Raw genomic sequence first — 18,602 nt, 5'->3', positions numbered from 1 at the left:
AGAGAATGCAAGAGGGAATGCAATGAGCCTGCCACTATGGTGCCTGCTGATAACCGCGCTATTGCCCTTCTGGCTGGCATTCTGGGGCAGCAGCGTCAGGCGCCGGGAATTCGGCCACCTGGATAATCATCATCCACGCCAGCAATATGCGCAGATGACAGGTAAAGGCGCGCGTCTCTGGGCAGCGCAGAGCAACGCCTGGGAGGCGCTGGCGCTGTTCACCGCGGGTATCGTTGCCATGCAGACCTCGGGTGGCGGCAGGCTTGCGGATATCGCCTGCGTCGTCTTCGTGCTGGCTCGGATCGGCCATGGTCTCTGTTACGCCATGGATCTGGCGACACTGAGGTCTTCTCTTTTCGTCGTCAGCTTTCTGGCCGTACTGTCACTCTTCATGACGGCTCTGCTATAGGCTACATGGCATCAAGGTGCGAGCTTTCGGAAAGAGCGCCACGGCAAGGACCCATAGCGTTCAGAACCATCAAGTTTTAGCGAAATGAGCCGATAGAGTTCGAATCACCTTCCATGATTCGCTTTTTGTCATTCGAGTGCGATCGAGATCCCGTCCCATGTCCACCGACAATGAATTCCAACGCGGTTCGCCACAAGACACCGACGATAGCCTCGGAGCAGATAGCCTCGGAGAATCAGTGCTGCCTGCCCCGCCTTTCGAAAACGCGATGGCCGGTGATCTCGACACACATCAGCAATGGGCGCTGGAAGCCATGGCCGCAGCCCGGACCTCCTACTGGCGATGGTCTGCCCCCGAACGCAGCTTTCTCTGCGGCACGATAGCCGAACGAAGCGATAGCGACCTTCTGCGTCTTGACTGGTGGACGCTATTGAAGACGATGCCGTCGGCCGAGCGTCGGCGGCTGATCACCCTATGGCGGCGAATGAACGACGGTCAGCAGAACCGCGTCGACGTACTGATACAACCCGACGCCACCAAGCCATCGATCTGGTGGCGCATCCGCGGCGCGATCACCTCGCGCGACGATGGCGCCTCCCCTCTCGCGGCAACCGGCACCTGGGAAGTCCTCGACGATCCGCGTGACCAGCGGCCTCATGGTAGCGTCCGGGCGCATGCGTTCGCCGCCTCGCGCGATTCGATGCTGGTCGTCGACAATCGCTGGCGCATTCTGGAAATCAACGACGCGTTCACCACGCTCGGGGGGTTACCACCGAGCGCGATACTCGGCCGCGCACTGCAGCAGTACATAGATGCCGATGTGCTGCGCTCCGACCCGGCGACGGTCGCGCGTAACGATCGCATCCAGCACTACGAAGGACTCTTCCATGTCGAAGGGGCAGCACCCGTTCCCGTGGAATTGACCCTCAGCCACTTTACGCTGGACGAAACTGGCGAGACTCACTATATCGCCGCGCTACGGGACATCTCGGCACGCAAGCGCTCCGAGCGGGAGCTGGAGCATCTCGCCAGGATCGACACGCTGACTCAACTGCCCAATCGTGCGACGCTGCAGCAGACGCTGAACGGGCGGCTGCTCAGGCTCCTGCCTGGACACGGACTCGCGGTCCTCTTCATCGATCTGGATGGTTTCAAGCACATCAACGACTCGCTGGGGCACCAGTCGGGCGACATTCTGCTGAAAATCATCGTCAAGCGGCTACGCGCCACGGTGCGTAGCAAGGATCTGGTTGCGCGCTGGGGCGGCGACGAATTCGTCGTGGTCATCGAGGTGGGCAGCGACATGGAACTCGCCGACAGGATCGCCCAACGCCTGCTCGAAGCGCTGTCCCACCCCATGGTGATCGGCGGGCATCAGATCAGCGTCACCGCCAGTATCGGCATCGTTCACGCACCGCAGAACGGGCGCGACGGAGAGACTCTGCTCAAGCATGCCGATGTCGCCATGTATGCGGCGAAGAACCGGGGCAAGAACGCCATCGTCGTCTATCACGAGCAGCTGAAGCATCACAGCCTGGAACAGATGTCGATGCTCGCCCACCTGCGGGAAGCCATCGCCAAGGACGCTCTCGACTTCGTGGTCCAGCCCAAGTTCGACGGCAACAACCGGATGATCGGCGCCGAACTGCTCGCGCGCTGGATGACCGAAGACCATGGCGAAGTGCCCCCTGCCGTCTTCGTACCACTGACCGAAAACAACGGAATGGCGTCGGCACTGGGCAACCTGGCCATCGACCGCGCCGCCCAATATGCCGCCCGCCTGGCCGCCACGGGTAATCCGTTGCCGGTATCGGTGAACATCTCCGCGCTGCATGTCATGGACGACAAGCTGGCGGATACGCTACGCAGTGCCTGCCAACGCCACCACATCACGGCCGACCAGATCGAACTGGAGGTGACGGAGTCCGTGTTCCTGGAAGACACGCGGTTACCGGAAGCCCGGATCAAGCATCTCAGAAGCCAAGGTTTCCGTGTCGCGATGGATGACTTTGGCGCCGGTTACTCATCGCTGGGTTATCTCAAGCGACTGCCCTTCGACACCATCAAGATCGATCGCAGTTTCATGCACGGCCTGGAAGCGGACCGGCGTTCACGCGACCTGCTGGCAGGCATCGTCGAACTTTGCAATCTGCTCGGCATGGAAACCGTTGCCGAAGGCGTCGAGACCGAAGAACAGTGGCAACTGCTGCAGACACTGGGCGTCAAGCAATACCAGGGGTTTTATCTGGGTCGCCCCATGCCGGTGGAACAGCTATTGGAGCGACTGAAGGGAGAGCTCTGATCGCATCTCCCAGCGAAACCTCTCTGCCAGTCGCATGACGCGTCACGCCGGGGAAAGAAAACGGCCGGTAGCGTCGGGCGCCGAGCTGGCGTAACGTGCGAAGCTTTCATTCATTCGCCCGCTTTCGTGAAGCCGTTGCCCATGTCCCCGACGTTCAGCCTGATCGCTCCCGCCTCCTTCACCCGGCCCGATGTACTGGAACAAGCCGCCCGGGCGTTGCAGTCGTTCGGTATCGCCGTTCGCTTTCCCGACCGGCTGCAGGATCAACGACACTACCTGGCCGGGAGCGTCGAGCATCGCCTCCAGACGCTCTACGATGCCTACGCCGATCCCGACACCGATGCCGTCTGGGCCGTTCGCGGCGGCTATGGCTGCGCCCATCTGGCGACCGAAATCGACTGGAGCCGGCTCTCTCGCAAACCGCTGATCGGTTACTCCGATCTCAGCGTGTTACTGGATCAGTGCCATCGCCACGGCTTACCGGCCATCCATGGCCCGGTGATGAAAGAGGGCGTGAAGCTCGCCAGCGATGATGCCGACCTGCGCACCGCGAGCCACCGAGATTTCAGCGCCCTGCTCGGACTGCTCGAGGGTCGGTCGCCGGAGAGCGTGGCGTTGACGCCTGTTTCGACAGTTTCAGCGGCGGCGATCGAAGGGCCGCTCGTCGGCGGCAATCTTGCGACCCTGGCCAGCGTTGCCGGCACCTCGCTGGCGTTTCGCGCACCGCCCGGGGCGATCGTGATTCTGGAAGATGTTGGCGAGCCCTACTACCGGCTCGAGCGCGACCTGTGGCAGCTGGTCCATTCCGGCGCGCTGGACACCGCCGCTGCCGTCTGCATCGGCACTTTCGAGAATTGCGTCCCCTACGGGGATCTCGAGATCGAGACGCTGTTCGAGACCTGGATCGCCCCTCGCGGCCTGCCGCTCTACGCAGGGCTTCCGGTCGGCCATGGACGTGACAACCTCCCTTGGCGCTACGGGTCGAAGGCGCGTATCGCCAGCGATCGGCTGCAGTTCCTTGACTGAGCTTGTCACCAAGACCCAGTTACGTTCATTCGAATCCACGAAAAACGCCGCCTCGCATAGACGAGGCGGCGATCGATTGGCTACCAACTTTGACTGGATACCAACTTCGACTGGATACCGACTTCGACTGGCACCTTGCATGCGGATTCGAACCCTATACGCGCTCGAACACCGTCGCCACACCCTGCCCCATGCCGATACACATCGTCGCCAGGCCGAGCGTAGTGTTCTGTTGACGCATGACGTTGAGCAAGGTAGTGCAGATACGCGCTCCGGAACAGCCCAGCGGGTGACCGAGCGCGATGGCGCCACCATGCAGGTTGACCGCCTCATCCAGGCGATCGAGCAGTTCGAGATCCTTCAGCACCGGGATCGACTGTGCCGCGAAGGCTTCGTTGAGCTCGACCGTCTGGATATCACCGATCTTGAGACCGGCGGCTGCCAGCGCCTTCTGCGTCGCCGGAACCGGGCCATACCCCATGATCGAGGCATCACAGCCGGCCACGCCGGTCGAGACGACTTTCGCCAGAGGCTCCAGTCCCAGAGATTTCGCCCGCTCGTAGCTCATCACCATCAGCGCCGAAGCGCCAACGGAGAGCGCCGACGAGGTCGCCGCGGTCACCGTGCCGTTCTTGGGATCGAACACCGGCTTGAGCGATGCCATCTGTTCGAGACTGGCGTCTTCGCGTACCACCTCGTCGTGCTTGATCAGACTGCGGTAGCCCTGCTGATCGTGTCCCTCGATCGGCACGATCTCGTTGTCGAAATAGCCTTGACGGTTGGCCTCGCTAGCGCGTCGATGAGAACGCAGCCCGAACTGGTCCTGCTGTTCGCGAGTCACCCCGTGCATCTTGCCCAGCAGTTCCGCCGTCAAGCCCATCATCATCGCCGCCTTGGCAGTGCTCTTGCTGGCCGCCGGATTGACATCGACTCCGTGATCCATCGGCACGTGCTCCATGTGCTCGACGCCGCCGATCAGATAGCAGTCGCCCATGTCGGCGCGAATGTTGGCCACTGCGATATGCAGCGCGCTCATTGACGATCCGCACAGGCGATTGATGGTCTGCGCCGGTACCGAACGCGGGATGCCGGTCAGAATGGCGGCGTTGCGTGCGATATTCATCGACTGCTCCAGGGTCTGGTTGACGCAACCCCAGAGGATGTCGTCGACGCCGGCCGGGTCGAGCTTCGCGTTGCGAGTGAACAGCGCCTGCATTACCGCTGCGGAGAGATTCTCGGCGCGGACGTGACGAAAGGCACCGTTCTTGGCCTTGGCCATGGGGGAGCGCACGGCATCGACCACCACGGCATCTCTTGCTTTCAAACTCATGACTGTGACTCCGGTTGGTGGTGGGCTCAGCGGTCGCTGGCGTCAGGGTAAAAGCGCTCGCCGTTGGCGGCCATTTCCTCGAGTCGCGCCGTCGGCGCATACAGCGCGCCCAGTTCGCCGGCGAGCCGTTTCGCTACCGCCACGAACTCGGCCACGCCCATGGCATCGATGTAACGCAGCGCACCACCGCGGAACGGCGGGAAGCCGATGCCGTAGATCAGCGCCATGTCGGCCTCGGCCGGCGACCCGACGATGCCGTCCTCGAGACAGCGCACCGTCTCCATGCACAGCGGCACCATCATTCGCGCAATGATCTCGTCGTCGGACAGTTCCCGTGCTTCGCGGACGACCCCGGCGACCAGCCGGTGAGCCTCGTCGTCATGGGTTTTCTTCGGCTTGCCCTTCTTGTCTTCCTCGTAGACGTAGAAGCCCTTGCCGTTCTTCTGGCCGAGCCGCTGGTTGTCCAGCATCACCTGAATCGCGGACTTGCCGTCGTGGGCCATGCGATCGGGGAAGCCTTCGGCCATCACCTCGCTGGCGTGCACCGCGGTATCGATGCCGACGACATCGAGCAGATAGGCAGGCCCCATCGGCCAACCGAAGCGTTCCATGACCTTGTCTGCACGCTCGAAGTCGACACCATGCTCGACCAGGCCGCTGAAACCACCGAAGTAGGGAAACAGGACGCGATTGACCAGGAATCCCGGGCAGTCGTTGACGACGATCGGCGTCTTGCCCATCTGGCGGGCGTAGGCCACTGTCGCGGCGACCGCGGCGTCGGAGGTCTTGGCGCCACGAATGACTTCGACCAGCGGCATCCGGTGCACCGGGTTGAAGAAGTGCATGCCGCAGAAGTTCTCGGGCCGCTTGAGATTGGCCGCTAGCCGGTCGATGGAGATGGTCGAGGTGTTGGATGCCAGGATGGTGTCGTCCGCGACCTGGGCCTCTACTTCGGCAAGTACCGCTTCCTTGATCCGGGGATTCTCGACCACGGCTTCGACCACGAGATCGACCGCACCGAAATCGCCGTAGGAGAGCGTCGGACGAATGTTGCCCAGCACTTCGGCCATTCGCGTCTGGCTGAGCTTGCCGCGCTCGAGCTGCTTGGTCAGCAGTTTGCGGGCTTCCTTCAGGCCGAGTTCGATCGCCTCGGTCTTGATGTCCTTCATCAGGATCGGCGTGCCCTTGTAGGCGCTCTGGTAGGCGATGCCGCCGCCCATGATGCCCGCCCCGAGCACTGCGGTCTGCTCGACCGCCTTGGCATCCTTCTCGTACTGCTTGGCCTTTTTCTTGACGGCCTGGTCGTTCATGAACAGACCGACCAGGTTGTAGCAGACATCGGTCTTGGCCAGCTTGGCGAAGGCTTGCGCTTCGATCGCCTGGGCGCGTTCGCGCTCTTCGCCTGCGCCCTTCTGGATGACGCGGATGGCCTCGATCGGTGCCGGATAATGCGGCCCGGCCTTCCCGGCCACGTAACCCTTTGCGGTTTCGAACGCCATCATCTGCTCGACCGCATTGAGCTTCAGTGGCGAACCCTTCTCGACACGTCGGGCACGGTAATCGAAATCCCCGGCATTGGCCTTGTCGATCATGTCTCGGGCCGCCGCCAGCAACTGGGATTGCGGCACAACGGCATCGACGGCGCCCACCTTGAAGGCCGTGACGGCATCGTTCTGCGAGCCCCCGGCAATCCACTCGATGGCATTGTCGGCACCGATCAGTCGCGGCAACCGGACACAGCCACCCCACCCCGGCACGATGCCCAGTTTGGTTTCGGGCAATCCGATCTGTGCCGTTTCCGCCATGATGCGGAAATCGGTGGTCAGTCCGAGTTCGCAGCCACCGCCCAGTGCCAGACCGTTGAGTGCGGTGACGGTCGGGAACGGCAGATCCTCGATGCGATTGAACAGCGCATGAATCCGTGTGTTCATGTCGACCAGAAACGCTTCGTCCTTGGCGAACATGGCATGAAATTCGGTGATATCGGCACCGACGATGAACACGTCCTTGGCGCTGGCGATGACGAGCCCCTTGAGGCCGGCCTCACTTTCCAATGCCTCGACGGCTTGCGACAACTCACCGATGACCGAGGATGAGAGCTTGTTGATCGCCTCATCCTTGAGATCGAACGTCAGGAGCGCGAGATCGCCGTCCTGACGCTCGACCCGGATGGCATCGCCTTGATAGAGCATGAGAAATCTCCGTGCCATGGCTGCGAAAGCGCCCCGTGCTGGCATCTACGAGGCGAATCATACGACTGTTTGAATACCGGGAGCTTGAGGCGCGCGAGTGGGCTCGTCAAGCTCAACCAAAGTCTCGGCCTACCGCACCGGCTCTCATCCCAGCGTAGACTACCGGCGGCCCGGCTCCGTCTGCCGGCGTCTTCGCGCAAAGTGATGCCTCACCCGCTAGAATGTCCCCCGCCTGCCTGTCGGCCTCTCCTCGTTTCGAGAAACAGACAGGCTGGCGCCTTGACAATCACTCGCAGGAGCCTGGCCCGTGGCCATGAAAGACCCCACGATACCTTCGACAGCGGCTCGTCTGGAACCGCTTGTCGCTCGTTTACGCCGCTATCACTGGGTCTGGCCACCTATCGCTTTCGTACTGGGTTTGCTGGGGTTTTTCCTGGTCGATCGGCAACAGTGGCTGGGGGCCGTGCTTGCCCTGGGGCTGGTGCTGACCTGGGCCCTGTTGATCGTCGAAGGTATTGCCAGCAAATGGCTGTCGCGACGAGGACGCAATGCCGCACTGCCCCGCGCGGCGGCGACGTTCATCGCACAGATGGTGCATCAGGAGACACTGTTCTTCTGTCTACCGTTCTTTCTCGCCACGACGATCTGGACCAGCGGCCAGGCTGTATTCACCGGACTCCTGATCGTCTGCTCGATTCTCGCCATTCTGGACCCTCTGTATTTCGGCTTGTCCAACCGTCATCGCTGGCTCTACTTCCTGCTCCATGCGCTGTGCGTGTTCGTGGTGATGCTGGTCACGCTGCCCATAATGCTGAGCCTGACCACGGGAGAGAGCCTGATACTGTCGATTCTGGCGATGATGTTCTTCAGCCTGCCTAGCGTCATGGGCCTGCTCAAACCCGGCGGCGTCGTCCGCTGGCTCGCCATGGCGGGGCTGCTGATCGTTCTGGGTGGCATTGCCTGGACAGGACGGACTTGGATACCGCCAGCGACGCTGTGGCTGTCCGGCAGCGCCCTCTCTCCCGGATTCGACACGGCCGCCCGCGAGCCCAGCGGCAGCATGACGCTGACGCCGCAGGCACTGCGCTCGCGCGGCCTCTATGTCTACACGGCGATACGAGCCCCCCGCGGGCTGCGCGAGAAGGTCTATCACGTCTGGCGTCATGAGGGCGATGTCGTCGAACGCATCGCGCTGGTCATTCACGGCGGGCGCGACCAGGGCTATCGAGCCTGGACCCACAAGCAGAATTTCTCCGCTGACCTGAAAGGCCGCTGGCAAGTGGACGTGATCACGCAGACCGGCCAGCGCATCGGTAGCGTACGGTTCACGGTGGCCGAAGGTGACGAAGCCTCGACGGCCGATGGTAACATCCAGCGCCCGTTGGGCATCCCCGGCTGGAACATCCGCCATGCCTTGGGAAGCCACGATGAGCAAGCCGACTAATCGCCAATCATTGTGGCTTGCATTATCCTGTGGCGCTTTGGAGAATGTTAGGACGTTCACGATTCAGGTAATCCGCTATGGCACAGCATATCGGCTTTAAACTGGCACGCCTGCCGCGACTCTGGCGCGCTGTCATCGATGAACGCTTGGCGCCACTGGGCTTGACCCAGACACGCTGGGTGACGCTTTGGAACTTGCGCAATATGGGCGGAGGTCAGGCGCAATGCGATCTGGCGCGAGCCATCGGCGTGGAAGCGCCCTCGCTGGTGCGCACGCTGGACCAGCTGGCCGAGCAGAATCTGATCGAGCGCCGCCCTTGCGCCGAAGATCGCCGTACCAAGCGCCTTCATCTGACGGAAGAGGCAACACCGCTACTGGAAAAGATCGAGGAGATCGTCACCGAGGTACGCGATGAAATGCTCGGCGGGTTCACGCCGGAAGAGATCGATGCTTTCGAAAGCATGCTGGATCGCATCGAGAAAAACGGGTTGGAACTACAGCGCCAGTCCGAGCAGACCAAGTCCAACTGAGGCGGGAGCAGGCACCGGCCTGAACACTCCGCCACGATCACGACCAAACGCACCGCGCCGCAAGCGGTGCGCCACTCAAGCAACGCATCACTCAAGCGATGAACCACTACCGAGGCTTGTTCGGCACCTCGACGTTTCTGCCGCTGCCAGCCAGGGTATCCCGCATTGCCAGCCAGCTCGTCCACTCCTGCGGGAACCGTTCGAAGTTCATCGCCTCCTGCCACCAGATGCACATCGTATGCTGGCCGGATTCGACGATCAGGGCGTCCGTCGGCAATCCGTCCAGGCACTGCTTGAGTGCCCGCAGACGCTCGGCATCCAGCGATGGCAGCGGCGCCTGGCGCCAGCGCCACTGATCCGTTGCCGCTTCCAGTGCTTCGCTGGCGACATCGTTACGAATCAGTGTGAAATCGCTGCCCGGCTTCGTTCCCGGGTATCGCAGCCGATAACCGGTCAGCGCCACGTTCGGCATCGCCAGTGGCGCCTTGGTAAAGTTCAACTCCCCGCCGTTGGCCTTGACGTGCCGACGCATTTGCCCGCGGTTGGACTCGCCTCGGCTCGGCCGCAGCCATACCATTGGCGACAGAATCAGCAGTACGGCAACCAATAGAAAACCCAGCACTGCCATAACGTCTTTACTCCTGTTTCGGCCGACTCTTCCACGACCCAGTTTCGTTTGATACGACCAAGGTATGAGGCATCACCGTGCACTCTATCGGTTACATCACGTTGCGTCGCGAAAGCGCATGGTTGATGATCGCCTGCGGCGCCTGACCGCAGGTCATTATCGAAAATTGCGTTGTGCCGCTCATGAGGCGCGCTTACAGTTATCCATGTTCATTCGCCGAACGGGGGGTTACCCGATGAGCAACGAATACCATCACGTGCTGGTTGCCGTGGATCTGACCAAGGATTCGCATAAAGTCCTGGAACGCGCGATTCCCATCGCACGCCGGAACCAAGCCAAGCTCTCGATCATCCATACGCTGGAGCCCCTGGGATTCGCCTACGGCGGCGATATCCCGATGGACCTGACGAGCATCCAGGATCAGCTCGACGAACACGCCACGCAGCGACTGGCCGATATCTCCGATCCTTACGACATTCCTCGTGAAGACCAGCATATCGTGGTCGGCATGCCGGATACCGAAATTCAGCGCTTTGCCAAGGAGCACGACGTGGACCTGATCGTCGTGGGCTCCCATGGTCGCCACGGCTTCGCGCTGTTGCTGGGGTCGACATCGACCGGCGTTCTGCATGGCGCAGAGTGTGACGTTTTGGCGGTTCGCGTCGGCAAGGATGGCGAAACGGAAGAGTAATGGCGACCGGTCTCGTCTCCCGCTGAATCATGCGCCTTGCCCGCGATGGGCAAGGCGCATCCTGCCGCCGCGAGCGGCGACTAGCCCTCTCCTTCCGCCATCGCCTCCAGCTCCATCCAGCGCTCCATTGCCCGATCCAGCTCGGCCTGGGTTGCCGAAAGCGCCTCGATGGCCGCGGTGACGGTCTCGCTTTCCTGCTGGTAGAAGTCCGCCTCGCCCATCTGGGCCTCGAACGTCGCGATCTTGCCCTCCAGAGTTTCGATCGTTGCCGGTAACGAGTCCAGCTCCCGCTGCAGCTTGTAGGAGAGCTTCTGGCGACGCTTGTCGCTTTCGCTCTTCGTCGGTTGCGCGGATGCCGCCTGCCGCTCGGCCAGCTTTTCCTGCGCCTTGCGTGCCTCGGCCAACTCCCACGGTGCCGGCGGTAGCCGCCCACCCTGTCGGACCCAGTCGGTATATCCGCCCACATAACTGCGCACGATGCCATCGCCCTCGAACGCCAGCACGTCGGTGACCACGTTGTCCATGAACGCGCGGTCATGCGAGACCAGCAGCAGCGTGCCTTCGAAGTCGAGCAAAAGCTCTTCCAGCAGCTCCAGGGTTTCCACGTCAAGATCGTTGGTCGGCTCGTCCAGCACCAGCACGTTGGCCGGCTGGGTGAAGAGCTTGGCCAGCAGCAGACGGTTGGACTCGCCGCCGGACAGCGCCTTGACCGGTTGTCTCGCGCGCTCCGGCGTGAACAGGAAGTCCTGCAGGTAGCTGATGACGTGCTTGTCCTTGCCCGCGACCGTCACCTTGTCGCTGCCCTGAGCAACGTTGTCGTAGACGCTCTTGTCCAGCTCGAGCCCCGCGCGCAGCTGATCGAAATAGGCGACCGACAGGTTGGTGCCCATGCGCACACTGCCTTCGCTGGGCTCGAGCTCGCCCAGCAGAATCTTGAGCAGCGTGGTCTTGCCGGCGCCGTTTCGCCCGATCAGACCAATGCGATCGCCGCGCTGAATCTCCAGCGACAGGTCGTGAATGATGCAGGCCTCCGCGTAGTAGTGCGTCACCCCCTGCAGCTCGACGACGCGCTTGCCGCTGCGTTCGCCGCTATCCACCTGGAACGATGCTTTGCCCTGGCGCTCGCGCCGCTGGGAGCGTTCGTTGCGCATCTTTTCCAGCGCCCGGACCCGGCCTTCGTTGCGGGTTCGGCGCGCCTTGATGCCCTGGCGAATCCAGGTTTCTTCCTGCGCCAGTTTCTTGTCGAACTCGGCACGTTCGCGCGCCTCGACTTCCAGCTCGTGCGTCTTTTGTGCCTGGTAGGTGGCGTAATCGCCGGGATAACGACCCAGGCGTCCGCGGTCGAGTTCCAGAATCGTGGTCGCCAGCTTCGAAAGAAAGGCGCGGTCGTGGGTAATGAACAGGACGGCGCCGTCGAATGCCAGAAGCTGCTCTTCGAGCCAGGTAATGGTATCGATGTCGAGATGGTTGGTCGGCTCATCGAGGAGCAGCAGGTCGGGCCCGGCCACCATGGCGCGCGCCAGCGCCACCCGCCGGCGCCAGCCACCCGAGAGGCCGCTCATCAGGGCATCGGCCGGCAGGCCCAGCCGGGTCAGCACGGTATCGATACGCTGATGGAAGGACCAGCCATCCTGCGCTTCCAGACGCGTCTGCAGCGTCTCCAGCCGTCGCATGTCCGGCTCGGCCATCGCCACGAGACGGTGATACTCGGCCAGCAAGTCTCCGGTTTCGGGCAGCCCCTGGGCGACGACTTCGAAGATCGTCGCCTCGTCGGCGTCCGGCAGCGCCTGCTCGAGAACGCCGATCTTGAGACCCGGCGCGCGCCAGATATGGCCATCGTCGGCCTGATTATCGCCCGCGATCAGTTTCAGCAGCGTCGACTTGCCGGTGCCGTTACGCCCGACCAGCGCGATGCGCTCTCCTTTCTCGATGACCAGGTCGGCGCCATCGAGCAGCGTATGGTGCCCGTAGGCGAGTTGCAGTTGTTCAAGGCGTAGCAGAGCCACGTAGGACCTCGCGATCGTGAAACTTCGAAATGGTGACGGTCATGTCTTGCCGAGCGTGTCTTGCCAAACGTGCTTTTGAAGAAACGTGTCGTCTGGCCGACATTGTACCTTGCTCGCCCAAACTCGCCGAAATGGATTGGCCCACGCTTCGCCGTTGGCGTCCGGCGCTTTACAATGCCCGTCGATACCTGCATCGACTGACATTTCATCGACTCATCATTCACTGACCAAGAGGAGTGCCGCGTGAGCGACACGTCCCCGCATGAATCCGCGAACGGCGGTTCTCCGCTGCCGGAAGCGTTACGCATCACTTCCCCGGTGCCACTGGTCGATATCGGGGCCAACCTGACGCACGAAAGCTTCGACCGAGATCTCGAGGCCACGCTGACTCGGGCGACCGAGGCCAATGTCACGACGCTCGTGATCACTGGCGCCGATCTCGAGGGCGCTACCCAGGCAGCAAAGCTGGCAACTCGCTTCGCGGGTCTCCATGCCACGGCGGGGCTGCATCCTCATCACGCCGCCGATTGGACCTCCGAGCTGGAACAGGCGATGCGCGAGCTCCATCGCCAGAAAACCGTGGTCGCCGTGGGCGAATGCGGTCTCGATTTCCATCGCAATTTTTCATCGCATACGGATCAGGAACGCGCACTGGAAGCGCAACTGGCCCTGGCGGCGGAGACGGGGTTACCCGTGTTTCTCCATGAACGTGACGCCGGCCGCCGGATGCTGGAAATGCTGCGGGAATGGCGAGACCGGCTCAGCGACGCCGTCGTCCACTGCTTCACCGGCGACAGGGAAACACTCCACGGCTATCTCGATCTCGATCTGCACATCGGGCAGACCGGCTGGCTGAGCGACGAGCGTCGGGGCCATCATCTTCGCGAATTCGTCGCCGATATTCCCGACGACCGCCTGATGGTGGAAACCGATTGCCCTTACCTGCTGCCCCGCAATCTGCCGGCAAAGATAAAAGGACGCCGCCACGAGCCGGCTCTGCTACCTTGGATAGTGAGAGAGCTGGCTCACTGGCGCGGCACGACCGAGGCCGAGCTGGCACGACAGACCACGCTGACGGCCAAGCGTTTCTTTCGGATCGAGGAGGTCGCTGGCGAATGACGAACTATCCCGGATTCATCGCTGTCGAGACAGGTGGCGACAACTCGCTGCCACTGGCCATCGCCTGGGCACTGCCCAACGGCCAGGTCAAGAATACCCTGATCCAGCCTGACGACGAATGGCTGGAAGACGAACTGCTGTCGCTCGGCGGCTATGATCTCGACGAACTCCGCCACCTGGGCATCAGTCCTCTCGACGTCCTCAGGGAGCTGGAGAACGATCATTTCAGCGAGACGCTCTATACCGCTGGCGTTCAGGATGACGAAGCGGCGCTATCGATGATGTTCGATGACTTCGGCGTCGATCCCTTCGTCGAGCTGGCGCCCGCCTCGATGCTCTACCCCGACCTCGAGCCCGGCGAATGGGCCCGCGCCCGCAACGAGCTCTTCGGGGAAATGGGCCTCGAGCCGTTGCGTCCGGAGCACGAGGTACAGGTCATGCTCTACCTGCATCAGCGGCTGATCCAGCGGGACGAGTAGTATCGTTCGCGTCGAGCCGTCGCCGCCCGGCGGCGACGGCTTCCTGGATCCCGCCCGTTCCGGCATAGAAGATATCGAGCGTGTCGATCAAGGCCTGGGCGCGTAGCGGCATGCCTTCACTACGATAACGGGCTGCTCGCGCAGAGACTTTCCTGCTGAAAGCCTGTCGATCGACCTCGACGCCATCGAGATTGTCGACGCTGACCTGGAATGGTTTTCCGCACGCTTCGCTGAACAGCAACTCCAATGCCTGGGGCGCGACCTCCACCCGCTCGAAATCTTTCTGCTGGCGGGCGTCGCGTCCATCCGGTTCATACCAGTAGCCATAGTCCTCGAGCTGGCGACGCTTCTCGCCGGCGATACACCAGTGGCTGATTTCATGCAGCGCGCTGGCAAAGAAACCATGGGCGAACACGATCCGATGATGATCGTGCCGGGCATCCGCAGGCAGGTAAATGGGTTCATCCTCTCCGTGAACCAGCCGCGTGCGATAGCGGTCGGCGAATACGCCGTCGAACAGATGAATCAGATCGTCGATGTCATGAATCATGAACGCCTCCAGAACTGCGCCGGAGTATACGTAAGTTCACCTCGGTCGCCGAGCGCTGGCGATCGACTCCTGCTAGAATCGCCGCCCTGCCCGTTCGGTCAAGGAGCGCTTCGTGTCGTCGACCGCCCATCGTTCTTATCGCTGTCGAAAAGAGACTGCGAGCCTGGTACGCCTGGGCCTGCCGATCTGTGGCGCGCAGCTGGCACAGGCCGGCATGAGTGCGTCGGATGTGATCATGTCGGGGCGGGCCAGTGCCACCGACCTGGCAGCCGTCTCGGTGGGCGCGAGTCTGTGGGTGCCCTTGATGCTGTTGATGACCGGGACGTTAATGGGCGTCACTCCGATCGTCGCCCATCGCGCAGGCGCGGAACGTTTCGACCAGGTGCGCGGGAAGGTTCACCAGGCGCTTTGGGTAGCCTTGGTACTCGGATGTTTCAGCGCGCTGATCATGACCTTCGGCGGCAAAGCCATCTTCCAATTGATGGAAATACCCACCGATGTCGCCAGCCTGGCGGTCGAATACCTGAAAGCGGTGGCTTTCGGTATCCCGGCCGTGGCGCTCTATCAGGCGCTGCGCGCCTTCTCCGACGGCATGCACCATACTCGTCCGGCATTGTGGATGAGCCTTCTCGGGCTGGCCGTGAATATTCCCGGCAACTTCGTGTTGATCTACGGCGGCCCCGGCCTGACCGAGCTGCTGGGCGACGACATTCCGCTCTTTCTACAGCAACTGCCTGCTCTGGGCGCGTTCGGCTGCGGTATCGCGACAGCCATCTCCATGTGGGCCATGTGCCTGGGCATGATCTGGTATACGGTACGAAGCCGTGCCTACGCACCAGTGACGCTCTGGGTATCTCCGACTCTGCCATGCTGGAGAGACATCGCCGAACTCCTGTATATCGGCCTGCCGATTGGCCTGGCGATTTTTTTCGAGGTCACCCTGTTCACCGTGATCACGCTACTGGTCGCCTATCTCGGCGAGATCACGGTAGCCGCGCACCAGATCGCCCTCAATGTGACGTCGATTCTGTTCATGCTGCCGCTGTCGCTGAGCATGGCGTTGACCGTCAGGGTCAGTAACCGACTGGGCGCCGGCAACAATGCAGAAGCCCGCTTCGTTGCCTGGAACGGTATTGGTGTCGGCTTTGCTCTGGCGCTGTTCAACAGTCTGCTGATCTGGTTGCTGGCGGCGCCTGTGGTATCGCTCTATACCGCCAATCCCGAAGTGCGGACCTTGGCCATGTCGCTGATCCTGCTGGCCATGATGTTCCAGATTTCGGATTCGCTTCAGGTCAATCTGGCTGGCGCCTTGCGCGGGTACAAGGATACTCGGGTGGTCATGGGCATCACGCTGTTTTCCTACTGGTTCGTCGGCCTGGGTTGCGGCCACCTACTGGGGCGAGGGCTGGAGGGTGCGTTCGATTCGCTGGGGGTCTATGGTTACTGGATCGGCCTCAATGCCGGGCTGACCTCGGCAGCGCTGCTGCTGGCCTGGCGACTATGGCGCGTCAGCCGACGTCAACGGATGGAAACCTGAAATAATCCCCATCGTGTTTAACCCGGGGCTTAACAGGCCCTTCATGGCTATGCTAATACTGGCACCATGCCTCAAGCCGAGACATTGCCGACCAGGAGGGTAGCCATGGGTGTCCCACTTTCCCCTCGATCTGCGCAGATCATTGATCTGGAAACCATGAGGCATCGGCTGAGAGCCAGGAAGCGGTTGGTCCGGTTGTCGCCCGAGCTCGATGGTCTGGAAATGCTTTACTACCTCGCCTCAGACCCCGATACGCTGTACGGGATGCCGCTGCTGGCATGGGGCCTGCGTGAAGACGACGAAGTCGTCGGCCTGATACCTTGGATGGAGTCGTTGGCGTCGTGCCATGAACTGGATGATCCCGAGTATGGTCACTTCGTTGGCTACCGGGATCCCGAGACTCACGAGATATTTCACGACGCGCCCGAACACAAGATCGTCGAGTTGGCGCACGCGGCAGCCTACTTCGATTACGAAGAGACACCGGAAGTCTCTCTGACTCAGCAACTTCCGGAAACCCAGGGTACCCATGCGCTATGCATGGACGAAGACGGCAAACCTTGGCAGCTCAAGCAGATTTTTGGATGGCATCTCTACAGCGATGGAACCGTCGATGCGATGCTGGTCGATGAGGGCCAGGCGACATCGCTTCCCGTGCTGATGGGTGATGAGTGTCTCTACCCGGGCAAGAGCCGTCATCAGACGCTCTATTTTTTCCAGCGCAATATCGCCAATCGCATTCGAAACGAAGATCCGGAAACGCTGGAAGCGTTGGCCTTGATGGTCATGCCGGACAACTAATCGGCCCGGCTTGAAGTGTATCGATCGAACGAACCGCTATTTCATCCCAGCAGAATGCGATAGCGGTACTCTCCTTCGACCTCGGATTGCTCGATAAGCTCGTGCCCAAGAAAGCTGCAGAATTTGGGGATATCGCGGGTCGTGGCGGGATCGGTAGCGATGACATCGAGAATGTCGCCCGCCGACATGTCACGTACCTTGTTATGCATCAGCATGATCGGCTCCGGACAGTAGAGCCCGCTCGTATCCAGCGTTTCACTTCGCATCGATTCAACGTTACTCATGGCTCCCTCGCGCAATCATCATCGCTCTCCTTTCAGCCGAACGTGAACGGTGACCTCTTCACGATCATGATACAGGTGGCGACAGGCGATATCAGCTTCTATGCCCTCCGCCTTCAGCGTTACCTCGAGCCGTGTCAGGCAGCGCTGAACCTCTTCCCAGCGCTTTTTCATCGGCAGTTTCAGGTTGAATATCGCCTCGCGACACCAACGCTTGATCAGCCATCGCTCGACCATGTCGATGACGCGCACCGGCTTGTCGACGATATCGCAGACCAGCCAATCGAGCCGGTACGGGGGCTCCCACACGAATCCGTCTTCACGCAGATGCTCGACCTGCCCCGTGGCGATCAGACCAGGCGCCATGGGCCCGTTATCGATGGCATAGACGAACATGCCTCGACGAACCAGCTGGTACGTCCAGCCACCCGGCGCCGCGCCGAGATCCACGGCCTGCATGCCTTCATGCAGCCGTGACTCCCAGGACTCTTTCGGCACGAAGGTATGCCAGGCCTCCTCGAGCTTCAGCGTCGAACGACTCGGGGCATCCGCCGGATGACGAAGACGCAGGACGCCCCCCGGATGTTCACTGCGATTGCCGGGGAAGCTCATCCCTATCTGCACGGCGTCGCCTGCCAGCCAGAACAGATGCAGTCGACGCCCACCAGCTTTCCGCCGCAAACCGCCACCTCGCTTCAAAGCGCTTTCCAGAGGGCGACTCAAGGATTTGGCCAAACGTGACAGGCTCTTGCCTTCATTGGTATCAGGCGTCTCGTGCCAGATGGACTCGAAATTCCAGCCGCTTTCCTTGATCAGCTCCACGACGGGCGAGATCCGGTCATCGCGGGAAAGTGACAACGGCTCGAAAGCAACCAGTGACTGCCTGGCGAATACCAAAGACATCAACGGCAACCCACGATGGATACCGTTGGCTGGCCGGGAATCACGACTCTGCCAACGAACGAAACCGCTGTTGCTTTCGGCCGCCACGACCTGCCCCGGCTCATCGAGTTCGTGTGCACGAGCTGTTATTTCAGCCGTCAGGTCGGGCTCGAAACCGGCCCGACAATACAACAGCCATTCGTTGGGCACTCGATTCACAATCGCCTCGCTAAGCTGGTACTCGTTTCAAAAACCTGGTGATCTTTTCAAAAAAGTCTGGCATAAAAAAACCCCAGCCTTGTTGGGCTGGGGTTTGGGATAGATGCCTGACGATGACCTACTCTCACATGGGGAGACCCCACACTACCATCGGCGCTGAGCGGTTTCACTACTGA

17 protein-coding genes are annotated in these 18,602 nt (G+C 61.5%); 10 read left to right on the top strand and 7 right to left on the bottom strand.

Translation table 11 applies throughout. The annotated features are described in order from the left end of the window. Positions 1–22: 22 nt before the first annotated feature. From BC443_RS02955 to BC443_RS02945, 3 genes are all read left to right on the top strand, one after another. Positions 23–409, top strand: coding sequence for an MAPEG family protein (locus tag BC443_RS02955; protein ID WP_071230358.1), 387 nt, complete (start codon positions 23–25; stop codon positions 407–409). A gap of 157 nt (positions 410–566) precedes the next feature. After that, the gene (locus tag BC443_RS02950) at positions 567–2,711 is read left to right on the top strand and encodes a GGDEF and EAL domain-containing protein (RefSeq protein ID WP_071230357.1); all 2,145 of its coding nucleotides are present in this window, start codon (positions 567–569) and stop codon (positions 2,709–2,711) included. Positions 2,712–2,852: 141 nt separating this feature from the next. Beyond that, on the top strand, positions 2,853–3,737 hold the full coding sequence (locus tag BC443_RS02945; protein WP_071230356.1) for an LD-carboxypeptidase: 885 nt from the start codon (positions 2,853–2,855) through the stop codon (positions 3,735–3,737). A gap of 154 nt (positions 3,738–3,891) precedes the next feature. Here BC443_RS02945 and fadA read toward each other — a convergent pair whose 3' ends face one another. Next, positions 3,892–5,067, bottom strand: a complete 1,176-nt coding sequence (gene fadA, locus BC443_RS02940; RefSeq protein ID WP_071230355.1) for an acetyl-CoA C-acyltransferase FadA — start codon at positions 5,065–5,067, stop codon at positions 3,892–3,894. Between the two features lie 26 nt (positions 5,068–5,093). Continuing rightward, positions 5,094–7,259, bottom strand: coding sequence for a fatty acid oxidation complex subunit alpha FadB (gene fadB / locus BC443_RS02935; RefSeq protein WP_071230354.1), 2,166 nt, complete (start codon positions 7,257–7,259; stop codon positions 5,094–5,096). Positions 7,260–7,572: 313 nt separating this feature from the next. Here fadB and BC443_RS02930 point away from each other — a divergent pair, with 313 nt between their 5' ends. Together BC443_RS02930 and slyA are read left to right on the top strand one after the other, a co-directional pair. Then, on the top strand, positions 7,573–8,703 hold the full coding sequence (locus BC443_RS02930; protein WP_071230353.1) for a DUF5924 family protein: 1,131 nt from the start codon (positions 7,573–7,575) through the stop codon (positions 8,701–8,703). Between the two features lie 77 nt (positions 8,704–8,780). Further along, positions 8,781–9,233, top strand: coding sequence for a transcriptional regulator SlyA (gene slyA / locus BC443_RS02925; RefSeq protein WP_071230352.1), 453 nt, complete (start codon positions 8,781–8,783; stop codon positions 9,231–9,233). A gap of 106 nt (positions 9,234–9,339) precedes the next feature. Here the strand turns inward: slyA and BC443_RS02920 are convergent, their stop codons facing one another. Continuing rightward, the gene (locus BC443_RS02920) at positions 9,340–9,861 is read right to left on the bottom strand and encodes a hypothetical protein (RefSeq protein WP_071230351.1); all 522 of its coding nucleotides are present in this window, start codon (positions 9,859–9,861) and stop codon (positions 9,340–9,342) included. A gap of 235 nt (positions 9,862–10,096) precedes the next feature. Here BC443_RS02920 and BC443_RS02915 point away from each other — a divergent pair, with 235 nt between their 5' ends. Further along, positions 10,097–10,552 carry a universal stress protein gene (locus tag BC443_RS02915; protein WP_071230430.1) on the top strand — a complete coding sequence of 152 codons (456 nt, stop codon included), beginning with the start codon at positions 10,097–10,099 and terminating at the stop codon, positions 10,550–10,552. A gap of 80 nt (positions 10,553–10,632) precedes the next feature. Here BC443_RS02915 and BC443_RS02910 read toward each other — a convergent pair whose 3' ends face one another. Beyond that, a complete protein-coding gene (locus BC443_RS02910; protein ID WP_071230350.1) occupies positions 10,633–12,558 on the bottom strand; it encodes an ATP-binding cassette domain-containing protein in 1,926 nt (641 codons plus the stop codon). A gap of 243 nt (positions 12,559–12,801) precedes the next feature. On the opposite strand from BC443_RS02910, the gene BC443_RS02905 reads away from it, so the two are divergent. Continuing rightward, the gene (locus BC443_RS02905) at positions 12,802–13,677 is read left to right on the top strand and encodes a TatD family hydrolase (RefSeq protein ID WP_071230349.1); all 876 of its coding nucleotides are present in this window, start codon (positions 12,802–12,804) and stop codon (positions 13,675–13,677) included. Further along, a complete protein-coding gene (locus BC443_RS02900; RefSeq protein ID WP_071230348.1) occupies positions 13,674–14,156 on the top strand; it encodes a hypothetical protein in 483 nt (160 codons plus the stop codon). The genes BC443_RS02905 and BC443_RS02900 overlap by 4 nt, the downstream gene beginning before the upstream one ends. Here BC443_RS02900 and BC443_RS02895 read toward each other — a convergent pair. Beyond that, positions 14,113–14,706, bottom strand: coding sequence for an elongation factor P hydroxylase (locus tag BC443_RS02895; RefSeq protein ID WP_071230347.1), 594 nt, complete (start codon positions 14,704–14,706; stop codon positions 14,113–14,115). The two genes, BC443_RS02900 and BC443_RS02895, sit on opposite strands and share 44 nt — an antisense overlap. Before the next feature lie 112 nt (positions 14,707–14,818). Here BC443_RS02895 and BC443_RS02890 point away from each other — a divergent pair, with 112 nt between their 5' ends. Continuing rightward, positions 14,819–16,243: an MATE family efflux transporter gene (locus tag BC443_RS02890; protein WP_071230346.1), complete on the top strand. Its 1,425-nt coding sequence runs from the start codon at positions 14,819–14,821 to the stop codon at positions 16,241–16,243. 105 nt (positions 16,244–16,348) lie between these two features. Beyond that, positions 16,349–17,044: a hypothetical protein gene (locus tag BC443_RS02885; RefSeq protein ID WP_071230345.1), complete on the top strand. Its 696-nt coding sequence runs from the start codon at positions 16,349–16,351 to the stop codon at positions 17,042–17,044. A gap of 41 nt (positions 17,045–17,085) precedes the next feature. Here the strand turns inward: BC443_RS02885 and tusA are convergent, their stop codons facing one another. Continuing rightward, on the bottom strand, positions 17,086–17,328 hold the full coding sequence (gene tusA, locus BC443_RS02880) for a sulfurtransferase TusA (protein ID WP_071230344.1): 243 nt from the start codon (positions 17,326–17,328) through the stop codon (positions 17,086–17,088). Between the two features lie 18 nt (positions 17,329–17,346). After that, a complete protein-coding gene (gene rlmM, locus BC443_RS02875) occupies positions 17,347–18,429 on the bottom strand; it encodes a 23S rRNA (cytidine(2498)-2'-O)-methyltransferase RlmM (RefSeq protein ID WP_083387179.1) in 1,083 nt (360 codons plus the stop codon). Positions 18,430–18,602 lie beyond the last annotated feature (173 nt).

This window comes from Salinicola sp. MIT1003 (assembly GCF_001858555.1).
Taxonomy (GTDB): domain Bacteria; phylum Pseudomonadota; class Gammaproteobacteria; order Pseudomonadales; family Halomonadaceae; genus Salinicola; species Salinicola salarius.
This window is presented reverse-complemented; position numbering and strand designations above follow the sequence as displayed.